General features: G+C 71.1%; 15 protein-coding genes. All 15 read left to right on the forward strand.

What is annotated here, in order from left to right:
- The first annotated feature begins 3 nt into the window (after positions 1-3).
- Positions 4-1,287: an HK97 family phage prohead protease gene (locus tag BS75_RS44395; RefSeq protein ID WP_052069489.1), complete on the forward strand. Its 1,284-nt coding sequence runs from the start codon at positions 4-6 to the stop codon at positions 1,285-1,287.
- Between the two features lie 174 nt (positions 1,288-1,461).
- Positions 1,462-3,159, forward strand: coding sequence for a phage major capsid protein (locus BS75_RS17070; RefSeq protein WP_034088852.1), 1,698 nt, complete (start codon positions 1,462-1,464; stop codon positions 3,157-3,159).
- 2 nt (positions 3,160-3,161) lie between these two features.
- Entirely contained in the window at positions 3,162-3,806 is a 645-nt protein-coding gene (locus BS75_RS44400; RefSeq protein WP_152646243.1) for a hypothetical protein, read from the forward strand.
- A 52-nt stretch (positions 3,807-3,858) separates the two neighbouring features.
- The gene (locus tag BS75_RS17080; protein ID WP_034088854.1) at positions 3,859-4,116 is read left to right on the forward strand and encodes a hypothetical protein; all 258 of its coding nucleotides are present in this window, start codon (positions 3,859-3,861) and stop codon (positions 4,114-4,116) included.
- Positions 4,100-4,465, forward strand: coding sequence for a hypothetical protein (locus tag BS75_RS17085; protein ID WP_034088855.1), 366 nt, complete (start codon positions 4,100-4,102; stop codon positions 4,463-4,465). Before BS75_RS17080 ends, BS75_RS17085 begins: the two co-directional genes overlap by 17 nt.
- Before the next feature lies 1 nt (position 4,466).
- The gene (locus BS75_RS17090) at positions 4,467-4,934 is read left to right on the forward strand and encodes a hypothetical protein (RefSeq protein ID WP_034088856.1); all 468 of its coding nucleotides are present in this window, start codon (positions 4,467-4,469) and stop codon (positions 4,932-4,934) included.
- A gap of 13 nt (positions 4,935-4,947) precedes the next feature.
- Positions 4,948-5,808 (forward strand): hypothetical protein, encoded by an 861-nt coding sequence (locus BS75_RS17095; protein WP_034088857.1) that lies wholly within the window; start codon positions 4,948-4,950, stop codon positions 5,806-5,808.
- Positions 5,805-5,993 (forward strand): hypothetical protein, encoded by a 189-nt coding sequence (locus BS75_RS17100; protein ID WP_034088858.1) that lies wholly within the window; start codon positions 5,805-5,807, stop codon positions 5,991-5,993. Before BS75_RS17095 ends, BS75_RS17100 begins: the two co-directional genes overlap by 4 nt.
- The gene (locus tag BS75_RS17105; protein ID WP_034088859.1) at positions 5,990-6,484 is read left to right on the forward strand and encodes a hypothetical protein; all 495 of its coding nucleotides are present in this window, start codon (positions 5,990-5,992) and stop codon (positions 6,482-6,484) included. The genes BS75_RS17100 and BS75_RS17105 overlap by 4 nt, the downstream gene beginning before the upstream one ends.
- Before the next feature lie 9 nt (positions 6,485-6,493).
- Positions 6,494-6,799, forward strand: a complete 306-nt coding sequence (locus BS75_RS17110) for a hypothetical protein (protein ID WP_034088860.1) — start codon at positions 6,494-6,496, stop codon at positions 6,797-6,799.
- Positions 6,796-7,917, forward strand: a complete 1,122-nt coding sequence (locus BS75_RS17115) for a phage tail tube protein (RefSeq protein WP_034088861.1) — start codon at positions 6,796-6,798, stop codon at positions 7,915-7,917. Before BS75_RS17110 ends, BS75_RS17115 begins: the two co-directional genes overlap by 4 nt.
- A complete protein-coding gene (locus BS75_RS17120) occupies positions 7,917-8,489 on the forward strand; it encodes a hypothetical protein (RefSeq protein WP_034088862.1) in 573 nt (190 codons plus the stop codon). Before BS75_RS17115 ends, BS75_RS17120 begins: the two co-directional genes overlap by 1 nt.
- Positions 8,489-8,995 carry a hypothetical protein gene (locus tag BS75_RS17125; protein WP_034088863.1) on the forward strand — a complete coding sequence of 169 codons (507 nt, stop codon included), beginning with the start codon at positions 8,489-8,491 and terminating at the stop codon, positions 8,993-8,995. Before BS75_RS17120 ends, BS75_RS17125 begins: the two co-directional genes overlap by 1 nt.
- A 66-nt stretch (positions 8,996-9,061) precedes the next feature.
- The gene (locus tag BS75_RS44405) at positions 9,062-11,761 is read left to right on the forward strand and encodes a phage tail tape measure protein (protein WP_052069491.1); all 2,700 of its coding nucleotides are present in this window, start codon (positions 9,062-9,064) and stop codon (positions 11,759-11,761) included.
- A 1-nt stretch (position 11,762) separates the two neighbouring features.
- Positions 11,763-13,985 (forward strand): hypothetical protein, encoded by a 2,223-nt coding sequence (locus tag BS75_RS17140; RefSeq protein WP_034088864.1) that lies wholly within the window; start codon positions 11,763-11,765, stop codon positions 13,983-13,985.
- Positions 13,986-13,991: the final 6 nt, after the last annotated feature.

Below are 13,991 nucleotides of genomic sequence, written 5' to 3' on the forward strand. Positions count from 1 at the left end.
ACCATGTCCATCACTCGTCCCGGCCGTGCGCTGAGCGTGGCCACCCCGCCCGAGCTCCTGCGCGAGCGCCGGTCGTCGATGCGCGGCCGGCGCGAGGAGCGTCGGCAGCGCATGCCCGCGCAGTTCGAGTTCCGTGCCAACCCCTCCGGCGCGGGCCCGCAGACGTTCCGGTTCAGCGGCTACGCCGCCACCTTCGAACAGCCGTTCGAGATGTGGGATTCCTGGGGAGACCCGTACCTCGAGACGCTGGCCGCCGGCGCTTGCGCGCGGACCCTGGCGAACGGCGCGGATGTCCAGTTCCTCATCGGGCACAACACCATGGGCATCCCCATGGCTCGCACACGCTCCGGGACCATGACCCTGTCGGCGGACACCACCGGCCTGCTGGTGGAGGCCCCGAACCTGGACGGCCGCCACTCCCAGGTGCAGGACCTGGCGGTGGCGATGGAGCGCCAGGACATGGACGAGATGAGCATCGGGTTCATCGCGCTGATGCAGCAGTGGTCTCCGGACTGGATGGAGCGCCGCATCACGGAGATCTCCCTGAACCGCGGGGACGTCTCGGTGGTGTGCTGGGCGGCCAACCCGAACGCCACCGGAGCTTCGCTGACGACGGCGCTGCCGGTCACCGCCGCCGGGGCCCTGGCCGCCGGCGCCGGGCGCGAGCGGCGCACGCCCACGGCCCCGTACTCGGCGAAGCCCGGCGAGGGCCTGGAGTGCCCGCAGTGCCACTCCGCGAACGACGCGGACGCCAGCTACTGCGACCAGTGCGGCACGGCGGTCCGCTCGAGCGGGGCGTCGACCGCGCAGGAGAACGAGACGCAGCGGTGCGGCTGCGGCGTGTGGAACGCGGACGACGCGAAGTTCTGCGCCAGCTGCGGCACCAACATCTCCTCGGACCTGGACGCCGACAACGGCGGTGCGGGGAACGGCGCGACGTCCGCGCCGTCGCCGTACGGATGGGCGGCGCGCAGGGTCGAGACGCGGGCGCTGCCCGCCGACGGGCCGCAGCCGGATTTCACCGGCAAGCCCGCCCATGACGCGGCCGCGCACGGCACCGGATCGCCGCAGTGTCCCGACCCGAACTGCGGTGCAGCCAACGCGTCCGACGCCGCGTTCTGCGACCAGTGCGGCGGCGGCCTGTACGACCAGGGCGGCCTGGTGCAGAGCGTCGGCGACATGGACGACGTCGTCACCGACTCGGACGGCATCGTCGAGGAGGACGGCCAGGAGTCGCTGTCAGCCGAGCGGGCCCGCCTGCGGGTACTGATGCTCTCCGCTCCCTGACGACCCGCCAGGCCGGTGCTATCATCGGCCCAGAGTTGATCTTTCAGCCAGCATGACCCGGAGCACCCGCGCCGCCCGGCCCCGACCCCCACCCGATCGCGGGGGCACGACCCGGGCGAACGGCCCGCAACCACTCCTCTGCGGCTACGTCCCATACGACGTAGAGGAGTTGTCATGCCAGTCGACGTCCTCGCGGACATGCGCGAGAAGCGCTCCGGGCTGCTGGCCCAGATGCGCACCCTGACCGAGCTGCCGGCCATGTCGCCCGAGCAGCGCACCCAGTTCAAGACCCTCGACGGCGAGATCACCGGCCTCGACGAGGAACTGGACCTGCGGCAGAAGCAGGCGGACCGCGAGGCCCGCGCCGCCGCCGCCCGGGCCGAGTCCGGGAACACCGGCGCGAACGCCCCCGACGGCGAGCAGCGCCAGCGCTCCGGCTGGTCGGTGGGCGAGGAGCCCACCATCTACGGCCGCGGCTCCGGGCACTCCTACTTCCTGGACATGGCGCGCGAGAAGCTGGGGCGCGGTGACGGCGACGGCGGTATCGCCGCGTCCAGCAACCGCCTGCGCCGGCACGCCCAGGAGCTCGAGGTCGAGGTGCCCAAGCGCCGCGAGGCGCGGGCCCGGGCGGCGGCCGCCGCCTACGAGGAGGCGTTCGCCGGCGGGAACCGGGCCGAGCGGCGCGCGATGGCCCGGATGATCCGCGAGGGCCACACCCCGTTCGAGCGACGGGCGCTGAACCGCACCGACGGCACCGGCGGCTACGAGGTCCCGCCGCTGTGGCTGATCGACGAGCTGATTCCCTACCTGCGCGCCGGCCGTGATTTCGTGGACCTGTGGAGGCCGCTGCCGCTGCCCCCGGGCACGGACAGCATCAATATCCCGCGCCTGCAGCTGGGCAGCGCGACCGGCCCGCAGACCGCCGATGGCGGCACGGTCCCCGGCCGCGACATGCAGGACAATTTCGTCAACGCCCGCGTGGTCACGGTCGCGGGGCAGGAGGACGTCGCGCTGCAGCTGCTCGACCAGAGCCCGGTGGCGTTCGACGAGATCATCCTCGGCGACCTGGCCGCGGACTACGCCATGCAGCTGTCAGGCCAGTCCATGGTCGGCGGGGGGCCGGGCATGGGGCAGCTGACCGGCATCTGGCCCAACGGCGCGATGTCGACCGCCTCCGGCATCTACGTCGCGAACACGAACAACACCTCAGGTCAGACCTGGCTCAACGGCGGCAGCTCGTCCGTCGTGAACTCGGTGTTCCAGGCCTGCGGGCAGCTGCTGTCGCTCGGCGCCCGGACGCGCATGATGCCGTTCACCCACTGGGTGTTCCACCCGTGGATCTGGTACCAGCTGACGACCACCGTCGACTCCCAGCTGCGGCCCCTGGTCGTGCCCGGGACGCCGAACAACATGGCGTACAACCAGATCGCCGTCGACGACGGCGGCCCGGCCGCGAGCGGTCCGGTCGGCTACTACATGGGCCTGCCGGTCATCCTCGACCCGAACGTTCCCACGACGTTCGGCGGCGGCACCGCGCCGCAGATCACCACGATCTCGGCCGGCCAGACCGCCGCCACCCCGGGCTCCGGCGTCTACACGCCGGTCGTCGCCGGCCGCTGGAACGACCTGTTCCTGTGGGAGGGCGACATGCGCACCCGGGCCCTGAACGAGGTGCTCAGCGGGACGCTGCAGGTGCGGTTCCAGCTCTACAACTACGTGGCGAACATGCCGAACCGCTACCAGGCCTACAGCACCGTGCAGACCGGCTCGGGCCCCACGACGGTGGCCAACGCCGGAGCGTCGGTGTCCGTCGCCACCCTCAGCCAGTTCACCGCCAACGGCGTGCTGAACATGACCGGACAGGGGTTCTGACCATGGATATGCCTGGCGGGCGCTACCCCGACTACGAGCAGGAATGGCTGCTGGACGGCCAGCCCGCCTCCCAGTACCGCCGCAGCATCAGCCGCGGCGACATCAACACGACCGCCGTCACCGGCGCCGCGACGCAGGTCCCGTACGTCGTCGCGGTCCCGGCCCAGATCGGGGACGTCATCAACTTCGTGACGTTCGGCATCGGCACGCTGGCCGGCACCGCGGGCAGCACGTCCTTCGTGGTCGTGTACTCCGCGATGCCGACGTCCTCGGCCGCAGCGACCGTCCTCGGCGTCTCGGCCGCGACGACCTTCACCGCCGGAGCGAACAAGATCGCCCTGGCGGCGCCGGTATCGCTGGTCCCCACCGTCGGCACGCCGCAGAACGCCGCCGCGCAGACCAACAACCAGGGCCCCCTGGTCCTGGGCGTCGCGATCGTCGAGACCTGGACCACGACCGGTTCCCAGTTCGACGCCATGGCCGGCGGAAGCTCAGCGTTCAAGGGACTGCTGACCGGCCAGCTCCCGCTCGTCACGAAGCTGCCGACCCTGGGCGGCACCCCGCCGACGGTCGGCACGAGCTCGGGGACCACGGTGACCGCGCCAGCCACGGGCCTGGTCCCGTACGTGGTCCTCAGCCGGACCTGACGCTCCGGCGGCCCGGCACCAGCCGCCGGGCCGCCCACAGCTGGAGGCACCCATGCACACCACCGAGCCCTTCCCCCCACAGGTCCCGCGCTCCGACGCCCTCGGGCGCCTGCGCCGCGAACTGAGGCTGGCCCAGGACGTGGGCGAGACCCGCCTCGCGCAGGACCTGCAGAACCGGATCGACCGGCTCTGCGCACGCTCCACCAGCACCTCGCCGCAGCGGGAGACCACTGCCGCCGCCACACCGCGCCGGGAGACCACCGGCGCCAAGCCCGCCAACCACAGGAGCCCCCGTGTCCCTCGCCAGTGACCTGCTGTCCGTCCTCGACAAGTTCCGCACCGTCGTCGCCGGGCACGTCAACAGCGGCCAGCTCGTGACCATCGACAACCACATCAACTCCATCGCTAACGTCGCCGAGAACGACGTCCAGGCCGCCGACGACCGCGCCACCGACGTCCTGGGCCAGCTGTACACCGCGCTCCACGGCCACGACAGCGAGCCCGCACCGACCCCGACCGCACCGCCGGTCGACGAGGGCCAGGCCGCGGCCGCCGTCCCCGGAACCGCGGCCGCGAGCGCGCCCGCCACGCCGGCCAAGACGGCGGCCGCCGCCCCGGCCACCACCAGTGCCCCGGCCGCCACCGGGACCGCCGGCTGACATGGCGACGTTCCAGGTCTCCACGACCACCGCGACGCTGGCCGCCTCGACCGCCTACTCGGCGATCGAGCTGCGGCCGGTGTCCGCCACGCCCATCCAGATCCTCAAGTGGTGGATCGACCTCAACTCCTACACAAGCACCGACCACCCGGTGCTCGTCCAGGCGGGGAAGTTCAGCGCGGCAGTGACGACCAACACCTCAGACACGCCGCTGGCGGTGGACTACCGAGGCCAGGACTCCACCGCCAACACCTTGGTCGGTGTCAACGCGACCAGCGAAGGCGCCGGTACGTGGGTTGCCAACGGCGAGCTGCACAGCCTTGCTCCACAGGGATTCCCGTACGCGTGCTGGGAGACCGAGGACACCGCCCTGTGGGTACCGGGCGGCAGCTACTGGCGACTCCGGATCACCCCGGGGTCGACGCTCACGTCCACGACCGTGACCTGCGGCGTGCTCTGGAAGGAATGAGGGGAGGACGGCTGTGCCATACGACCTGGGCGGCGTAGCCGTCCTGACCTTCACCGCGCTCGACGTCGACGACGAGGCCGCTGCCGCTGCGGCGGTCACGCTGACCATCACCCAGCCGGACGGCACGTTGGCCACGCCGACGATCCAGTACCCGTCGGCCGGCAACTACACGGCCTACTTCCAGACGACCCAGGCAGGGCGGCACACCTACCGGTGGCTGGCCACCGGCACTCCGGGGCCCGGCGTCGGGGTCGGCGCGATGATCGATTCCTTCGACGTCGAGGCGCCGCTGGCGGGCACGATCCTGTCGCTCGCCGATTGCCGCGAGACCCTCAACATCCCGGCCAGCGACACCACGCACGACAGCCGGATCCGCGCCTACAACTCGGCGATCACGGCCGTGATCGAGAAGCTCTGCGGCCCGGTCGTCGTCCGTCAGGTCACCGAGCGGTACCTGGAGAACGGCATGTCCGAGGTGCTGATCCTCAGGAGCACGCCGCTCTACCAGCCTGCCGGACAGGCCTACCCGGTCATCTCGATCACGCCGGTCATGACCTACGGCATGGAGTACGACCTGTCGCTGATCGCGGTCGACCCGGTCACCGGCGTGATGCGCCACACCGCCGGCCTCAGCTTCTTCAACGGGCCCTACGACGTGTCGTACATGGCGGGCCGCCCGATCGTGTCCGACAACATCATGACTGGCTCGCGGATCGTCCTGCGGCACCTGTGGTCGCTGGAGCGCGGCGGCGCGGGCGCGGTCCGCGGCCAGGTCGCCGACGACGTCACGATGATCATGGGCTACGCGATCCCGAACCGCGCCCTGGAGCTCCTCGACGGAGCGGGCACCCGCGACCCCGGAGGCATCGCGTGACCGCCTTCCTCAACCACTGGCTCATCGTGGACTTCTGGGCCCAGGTCTGGCCGAACCTGGCCGCGTCCCCGATCTGCGCGGCCTCCGTGCTGGTCAGCCACGTCCTGCGGGAACGGGCCGCCCGGGCCCGTCACGCCGAGCTGCTGGGGAACCAGCACTGCAGCTGCGCGGGTGGTGCCCGGTGAGCATCACGACCTCGAGCATCCCGGCCGCCGTCGACTACCTGGTCACGACCTGCACCAGCACGTTCGGCAGCACAGTCCAGGTGATGGACGGCCCACCGGTCAGCGGCACCGAGCTCACCGCCAACGACCGGCTGTGGATCGGCTACAGCCCCCTCAGCCCCGACCTGCCTGCCGTCACCGGCGACCAGCAGTTCGCCAACCTCGGCGCCCGGTCCAGGAACGAGACCTACGCGATTGTCTGCGCGATCGAGCAGTGGTCCGGCGACCCGACCATGCAGGCCCTGCGCGACGGCGCGTTCAGCCTGCTGGCCACCGTCGAGACGCTGCTTCGCGGCACCAACGGCGACCCCGGCGACACCACCCTGGGCCGCGCGGTCCTGTTCTCGCAGATCGCCGGTGGGATCCAGGTCGACACGCAGACGGACACCTCCGGGGCCGGCGTGCTGATCCAGTTCCACGTCCAGTGCACCGCCCGACTGACCGCCAGCTAGGAGAACGAGATGGCCCGCTTCAAGAACGGGTTCGGCGAGGGACGCGTCGTCCCGACGCTCGGCTACGTCCTGGTCCCGGACGGGGGCGAGATCACCGTTCCCGACGACGAGTGGCACCACTGGCAGGCCGGCGGCTGGACGCCGCTGGACCCCGACCCGCGGCCCGCCCCCGACCCGCAGCCCGCCCCCGAGCCGCCGGCCGAACCGGGGCCCGAGGTGCTCCCGGCGCCCGCGGCCGCCGTACTGGCCCGGCCGCAGGCCGGCGCCCTGCCGGCGGCGCCGACCGCCCCGACCACCAGTGAGGACGCGACATGACGATCACCACCGTCGGTGCGGGCATCGGCGCGAGCGCCGCCATGGTCCCCGAGACCGCCTACTCCACCGTGGTCGCGAGCCCGGCCTGGACCTGGTTCGAGCCGAACTCGATCACCCCGAAGCGCGTCAAGACCACCAAGCAGTCGAGCGGCTTGGCCGCCGGCCGCATGGTCGACGAGACCCTGCGCCGCGTCGTCGTCGAGCGCGCCGCGACCATGGAACTGCCCCTGGACTGGTGCCAGGCCTCGCACATGACCACCCTGCTCAACCAGATATCGAGCACGTACACGGTGGGCGCCGCCGGATCCCAGGCGGCATCCGGCGGCATCTGGGTGAGCGGCAGCCGCGTCACCCCGGCCGCCCCCGTGTACGGCTACGACCACACGTTCCGCAACTCGATCGCAGGCCGGAGCTCCGCCTGGCAGCTCGGGATCCCCACGGTCGACGGCGTCCTGCGGCAGTACGACGTGCTCGGCACCAAGGCCACCAAGTACGCGTTCAGCTGCAAGGCCGGCGAACTGCTGACCTGCACGACGAGCTGGGACGCCCGGTACCTCGCCGACCCGCTGATCGACACGACGTACCCGGCGCCGCCGCCTGGCGGCGCGGACGCGCAGACGCCGTACACCCAGGCCACACCCTCCTACGCGGCCGCGATCCCCTGGGACTTCGCGAACGCCCAGGTCCAGGTCGGCAGCAGCATCGCGGCGGCGTCCACCGCGGCGGCGGTCGACGGCGTCACCGGCTTCGACGTGAGCGTCGAGCGGAAGATGAAGACCGACCGCCAGTACTACGGCAACCAGGGCCTGAAGGACGAGCAGGTCACCAACGACCTCGTGTCCATCACCGGCACGATCAGCAGCGACTTCGTCAACAAGACCTACTGGGCCGACGCGTTCTACTCGGACACGCCGCTGTTCGTCCTGGTGACCTTCGGGGCCCTGCTGGCGACCGCGCCCGCGACCCAGTTCGTGCTCAGCAACATCTTCCTCAACGGCGACAGCCCGGCCGCCGCGAGCAAGGACGTCGTCAACGGCTCCTTCCCGTTCACCGCGACCTACGACCTCACCAACGAACCCCTCTCGGTGATCATCCAGTCGACGGACGCGACCGTCTGATGCCGCTGCAGATCGAGGGCGCCGAGCAGCTGCGCACGCTGGCCGCACGGCTGGCGGAGTGCGACAAGGAGGTCCGCGCGACCCTGACGAAGGGCCTGCGCGCGGCGGCGAAGCCGATCGTTGCCGAGATCCGCGCCGAGGTGAAGGGGCCGGGCGGCCGGTCGACGGGGGCCGGTTCGCAGGCCCGTGCGGCCTACCGGCTGTCGCGGTCCAGGTCGACCAGGGCGACGGCGGCCGCCAGCGCCGAGCGCCGGTCCGGGCTGCGCGCGACGATCGCCGCCGCGACCGGGTCCTCGGTCACCACCGGCACCGACCGGACCAACGTCACGTTCCGCATGAAGTCCAGCCAACTCCCGCCCTCGCAACGGACGTTGGGGAAGCGCTGGAACATGGCCAAGGGGTGGAGGCACCCGGTGTTCGGACACGACGCCTGGGTGCAGCAGTTCGGCCGCCCCTACTTCGACAAGGTCATCCGCGCGAACCAGCCCCTGCTGGAGGCCGGTGTGCGCGAGGCGATGGCCGTGCCCGAGCGAATCCTCGCTGCGGGCGACCTACAGACGGGAAGCAGCTGATGATCACCTTCAAGTTGAACGGCGCCGGCGACGAGATCACCGTCGACGAGGACAGCCTGCTGTACGCCGAGGCGCTGGAGCTGGAGAAGCAGACCGGGATGGGGGCCAACAAGTTCCTCGTCGAGCGGGCCGCCGGCACGACCCAGTCCACTGCGGCGCTGCTGTGGATCGGCGTGGTCAAGGCCGCTGCGGCCCGGGACGGCGTCAGCTTCCGCGACGCGGCGCGGACGCTGACGTTCGCGAAGTTCACCGAGTCCGTCGACCTGCTGGCGTCCATGGCGACGTCCCGGCGGGTGGTGGACGCCCCGGCCGCACCGGAGGGGGGCGAGGACGAGGACCCTACGCCTGGCTCGGCGGAGAGCACGTCCCCCGCCACGTCCGAGCCGCAGCCCAGCGCGACACCCTCGCCGGACTCCGCGCCCACTACCTCGGACTCTTCGCCCACTACCTCGGAGTCCGCCCCTGGGAGTGGGACCTCCTCACCGTCGCCGACATCCGCGCCCTGACGCCGTTCATCGACGCCCTGAACCAGCCCGGCAACACCTGACACCTGACGCCTGAGGGGAGGCCTTGTGAGTTCCACCGACCTCGTGTTCCGGATGCTGGGAGTCAACGAGGCCTCGAAGGTCTTCAGCGAGGTCTCGGCGTCCGCGCGGGAGACCGCCGCGGTCGTCGACGAGTCCAACGCGGCCATGGCCGACTCCTCGGAGGAGTCGGCGGCGAAGCAGGCCGAGGCCTCCGGCGCGCGCGACGAGGACGGGCTGCTGAACTCGGGGCCGATCCTGCTCGGCGTGGCGGCCGCCGCCGCCCTGGTCGGCGCGAAGTGCGTCGACATGGCCGCCAAGTTCCAGACCGGCATGACCAGTCTGGTCACCGGGGCGGGCGAGTCGCAGAAGAACATCAAGATGGTCTCCGACGGCATCCTGAGCATGGCCGTCGCGACGGGCACCTCGACGTCGCAGCTCACCGCCGGTATGTACATGATCGAGTCCGCCGGTTTCCACGGCGCGCAGGGGCTCACCGTGCTGCAGGCCGCGGCCGAGGGCGCCAAGGTCGGCAACGCGGACCTGTCGACGGTCGGCAACGCGCTGACCGACGTGCTGAACGACTACCACCTGCCGGCCTCCCAGGCGGTCGCGGTCACCGACGAACTGGTCAAGACGGTGGCCTCGGGCAAGACCACCATGGAGGAGCTCGGGAGCTCGCTGTCCAACGTCGTGCCGCTCGCCTCGAGCGCGCACATCGGCTTCGACCAGGTCGCCGGCGCGCTGGCCACGATGACCGGCCACGGGATGAGCGCGGACCAGGCCAGCCAGGACCTCGCGAACACCATCCGCTCCCTGCAGAGTCCGAACTCGGTCGCGGTCAAGGAGATGCAGTCCCTCGGGCTGAGCAGTACCCAGGTCGCCCAGCAGCTCGGCAGCAAGGGCCTGACCGGGACGCTGGGGGAGCTCACCCAAGCGATTACCTCGCACATGGGCCCGGCCGGCACCGTGATCCAGAGCGCGTTCGCGAACTCGACCACGGCGGCCGCCGACGCCAAGACGATGATCGCCAGCATGCCCGCGCCGCTGGAGAAGCTAGCGCAGAGCTACCTGCAGGGCAGCATCACCAGCCAGCAGTGGACGACCGACCTCAAGGCCCTGGACCCGGTCAACAAAGGCCTCATGACGCAGTTCGGCTCCGTCGCCGACAAGGCCCACAGCTTCAACGACCTCCTGGCCAGCGGCGCGCCGGAAGCGCAGACCTACAACGCCGCGCTCGGCAAGATGGTCGGGGGCGCGACCGGGCTGACGACCGCGTTGATGCTGACCGGGGAGAACTCCAGCACCTTCGCGGCGAACGTGAAGGGCATAGGGGCGGCCGCCACCGGCGCGGGCAAGAACGTCGACGGCTGGTCGCAGGTCACCCAGACTCTCGACTTCAAAATGTCCCAGGCCCGGGAGGTCGTCGAGACTCTCGGCATCAAGATCGGCATGATCCTGATGCCGGTGGTGAAGGACGCCGTCTCGGGGTTCACCTTCCTGGCCACCGGCGCCGAGATCGTCGTCGGCTGGCTCGGCAAGCACAAGACCGTGGCCGAAGCGCTGGGCATCGGCATCGCCGCCGTGCTGCTACCCGCCCTGTGGGGCGTGGTGTCGGCGATGGGCGCCGCCGCCATCTCCGGCGCGGTCGTCGCCGCCGAGTTCCTGATCCCCATCGCCGTCGTCGCCGCCCTCGGCTACGGGATCCTCGAACTGATCAAGCACTGGGGTGATGTCGAACATGCTTTCGATATCGGTGTCGACTTCATCAAGGACCACTGGAAGGAACTGATCTCGGCTCTGCTGCCCGGAATCGGGATGATCATCGTCGGGGTGACCGACCTGGTCGAGCACTGGGGCGCGGTCGAGCACGACCTGGAGGCGATCTGGCACGACGCGGAGCGGGCCTTCGACGAGGCCTTCGTCGACCCGATCGAGGAATCCGCCCACGACCTGGAGGGCGCTCTCGACGACGGCCTCCACTTCTTCGAGACCCTGTTCACGCACGACATCCCGTCCTGGTTCCAGGAGGGCGAGCGTCTCTTCGACGAGGCCTTCGTCGATCCCGTGGAGCAGACCGTCCGCGACCTGGAGCACGACTTCACCAACGGGGTGCAGTTCTTCAAGACCCTGTTCACGCACGACATCCCGTCCTGGTTCCAGGAGGGCGAGCGTCTCTTCGACGAGGTGTTCGTCGACCCGGTCATGGAGACGGTGACCGGCCTGGAGCATGGCTTCGAGGCCGTCTTCCACGGCATCTCCGGCTTCGTCTCCAGCGCCTTCGGGGACCTGCTCGGCATCGTCAAGGCACCGATCGACGGCGTGATCGGCCTGGTCGACGACGCCATCGGGTTCCTCGACGGCCTGCACGTCAGCATCCCGAGCTGGGTGCCCGTGGTCGGCGGCGACTCGTTCGGGGTGTCGATCCCGAAGCTGCCGATGCTGGCGTCCGGCGGCCTGGTGATGCCGCAGCCCGGCGGCGTGCAGGTCACAGTCGCCGAGGCCGGGCAGGCCGAGATCGTCACGCCGCTGCCCGCGATGCAGGCCGCGATGACCGCAGCCCTGGTCGCCGCCGGCCGCACCACCGCTCCCGGCGGCGCGGCGGGCGGCGCCGGATCGAGTCCGGGCAACCCGCTGTACATGGAGCTGACCATCAAGTACCCCGACGGCCAGACCCTCGACAAGCAACTCGTCAAGTTCCTGCGCAACGGCGGACGTCTGCAGTCCGTCGCGATGGCGACGGCCTGACATGCCCAACATCACCCGCCTCGGCACCCGGCCGCTCCCGCGCAAGGCACACCCGCGCCTGCCCCGCCAGCTCCGCGGCGCCGTCCCCGTCGGCACCGGCGAGAGCCTCACCGTCGAGCTGGGCGGCTGGGCTTTCCAGCCGCGGGTGTACGTGGCGTGGGACGGCCCCTACGCAGCGGCGCCGGCGTGGATCGACGTCACCGAGATGGTCGACGTCACCGCCGGGATCACCATCACGACCGGCCGCGTCGACGGCCTGTCGGACGTCAACGCCTCGACGTGCACCCTGACCGTCGACAACTCCGACGGCCGCTGGACGCCGATGAACCCGTCCGGGGCGTGGGCCGGACTGATCCGCAAGGGAGCATGGCTGCGGGTCGACCTCATCCCGCTGTCCGGGACCGTCTCAAGGCGGTTCACCGGCTACCTCACCGGCCTGCCGACGACACTGACCGGCTTCTACGCCGACACGCAGATCACCGCGTCCGACATCATGGTCCTGGTCACGCAGGCCCCCAAGCTCCCGACGATGATCGCTTGCGAGTGGCTGTCCGACCCGGTCGGCGCGCAGTACATCGCCGGGTACTGGCAGCTGCACGAGCCCGCCGGCGCGACGTACTGCTCGGACCTGTCCGGCCGCGCGCCGGTCGGGGCGCAGGCCCTGCAGGTCCGCACGATCGGTGTCACCGCCGGCTCCGGTGTGACCTTCTCCAGTGCGGCCGCGCCCGGATTCGACGGCCAGTCCACGGCCGTGTTCGCGCCCTCCGGCGGCGCGATCGTGGTCTCCAGCGTCACCACCGGAGCGCACCCGAGCGGCTCGTACCTGCAGGGCTCCATCGCGATGTCCGGGTGCGCGCAGGTCACCTGCTGGATCCAGACCTCGACTCCGCTGCAGCCGGTGTGGTCCTGGTCCGACCCCGCCACCGGATACGTCCTGCAGCTGTCGATCGACTACGCGGGCTACCTGCGGGTGCTCCAGGGCCCGCTCGGGACGGGCACCGGCGTGGCCGCGTTCACCAGTCCCCAGCTGTCGAAGATCCCGCTGACCGACGGCGGCTGGCACCAGGTCTCGATCCGGCTGCAGACCGCGGCCGCCACCCCCGGCGGCTACGCGTTCTGCAGCGCTGTCGTCGACGGCCAGCCCGGCTACAACTTCTTCGGCAGCAACGCCGCGTCGACCGGGTTCGCGCCGAGCCCCACGCTCACCCGGTTCCTGCTCGGCGGCGCCGAGGGCTGGCTCGCCGCCAACACCCCGTCGAACCTGTCGATGTTCACCGGTGCGCTCAGCGACTTCGTCGTCCACAGCCTGCCGTCGTCGACCATCAACCCGAACTGGAACTCGCCGGCGGTCGCTGCGATCACCGGCCACTCCGGCGAGTCGACCGGGCTGCGCGTCTCACGACTGGTGGCCTACGCGGGCCTGCCCGCGCCCGAGACGGCCGTCACCCCGCCCGGGACCGGCCTCACGCTCTACCAGCCCACCCTGGGCACCACCACCGCGGTGAACCTCGGGCCGACCGCGCACCCCGCCGGCGTGCAGACCGTCTACAACCAGAACGCGCTCGAAATGCTGCGGCAGGTCGCGCGCACCGAGAACATGCCGCTGTTCGTGGACGCCTACGGCCGGCTCACCCTGCAGGCCTCGACGATCCGCGAGAACGCGACCGCCTCGGTCACCCTCAGCTCCTCGACCGACCTGGACCCGTCGACCGCCTGGACCGACGACTTCCAGTACACCGTCAACCAGGGGCAGGTCACGCCCTCCGGCCAGTCACAGGTCACCGTCAACCTCGGCGGCGGCACCAGCCAGGCCCTGTTCGGCGTCTACCCCACGCAGATCGACACCGCCAGCCTCAACGCCCTGGAGGCCGCGAGCCTGGGCGCCGCCCTGGTCGCCGCCAGCGCGAACCCGCCACCGCGTATCGCGCCGCTGGCGGTCGAAGCCGCGACGCTCGCGCAGCGCCCCGGCTACGGGGCCGCCTGGTACGACGCCGTCCTCGCCCTCACCGTCTCCAGCGCCGTCGCCGTCAACAACTGGGTCGAGCAGTCGCCGTACGGCGCCGGCGGATCGAGCCTGCACCTGATCGAGGGATGGACCGAGACGATCGGCGAAGGCACCCACCTGATCGCCTGGGCGACGTCGCCCGCCCGCGCCCCCACCTACCAGTGCGACTCGGCCACGCTCGGCCTAGTCGACACCCCCGGCATCACCCTGGCCTACTGAGGAGGA

Origin of the sequence: Streptacidiphilus albus JL83 (assembly GCF_000744705.1) — a bacterium.
Taxonomy (GTDB): Bacteria; Actinomycetota; Actinomycetes; order Streptomycetales; family Streptomycetaceae; genus Streptacidiphilus; species Streptacidiphilus albus.

Bases quoted from the DNA above. Each gene is read 5' to 3' on its own strand.
- BS75_RS44395 (WP_052069489.1), top strand. From the start codon at position 4: ATGTCCATCACTCGTCCCGGCCGTGCGCTGAGCGTGGCCACCCCGCCC.
- BS75_RS17070 (WP_034088852.1), top strand. From the start codon at position 1,462: ATGCCAGTCGACGTCCTCGCGGACATGCGCGAGAAGCGCTCCGGGCTG.
- BS75_RS44400 (WP_152646243.1), top strand. From the start codon at position 3,162: ATGGATATGCCTGGCGGGCGCTACCCCGACTACGAGCAGGAATGGCTG.
- BS75_RS17080 (WP_034088854.1), top strand. From the start codon at position 3,859: ATGCACACCACCGAGCCCTTCCCCCCACAGGTCCCGCGCTCCGACGCC.
- BS75_RS17090 (WP_034088856.1), top strand. From the start codon at position 4,467: ATGGCGACGTTCCAGGTCTCCACGACCACCGCGACGCTGGCCGCCTCG.
- BS75_RS17110 (WP_034088860.1), top strand. From the start codon at position 6,494: ATGGCCCGCTTCAAGAACGGGTTCGGCGAGGGACGCGTCGTCCCGACG.
- BS75_RS17115 (WP_034088861.1), top strand. From the start codon at position 6,796: ATGACGATCACCACCGTCGGTGCGGGCATCGGCGCGAGCGCCGCCATG.
- BS75_RS17120 (WP_034088862.1), top strand. From the start codon at position 7,917: ATGCCGCTGCAGATCGAGGGCGCCGAGCAGCTGCGCACGCTGGCCGCA.
- BS75_RS17125 (WP_034088863.1), top strand. From the start codon at position 8,489: ATGATCACCTTCAAGTTGAACGGCGCCGGCGACGAGATCACCGTCGAC.
- BS75_RS17140 (WP_034088864.1), top strand. From the start codon at position 11,763: ATGCCCAACATCACCCGCCTCGGCACCCGGCCGCTCCCGCGCAAGGCA.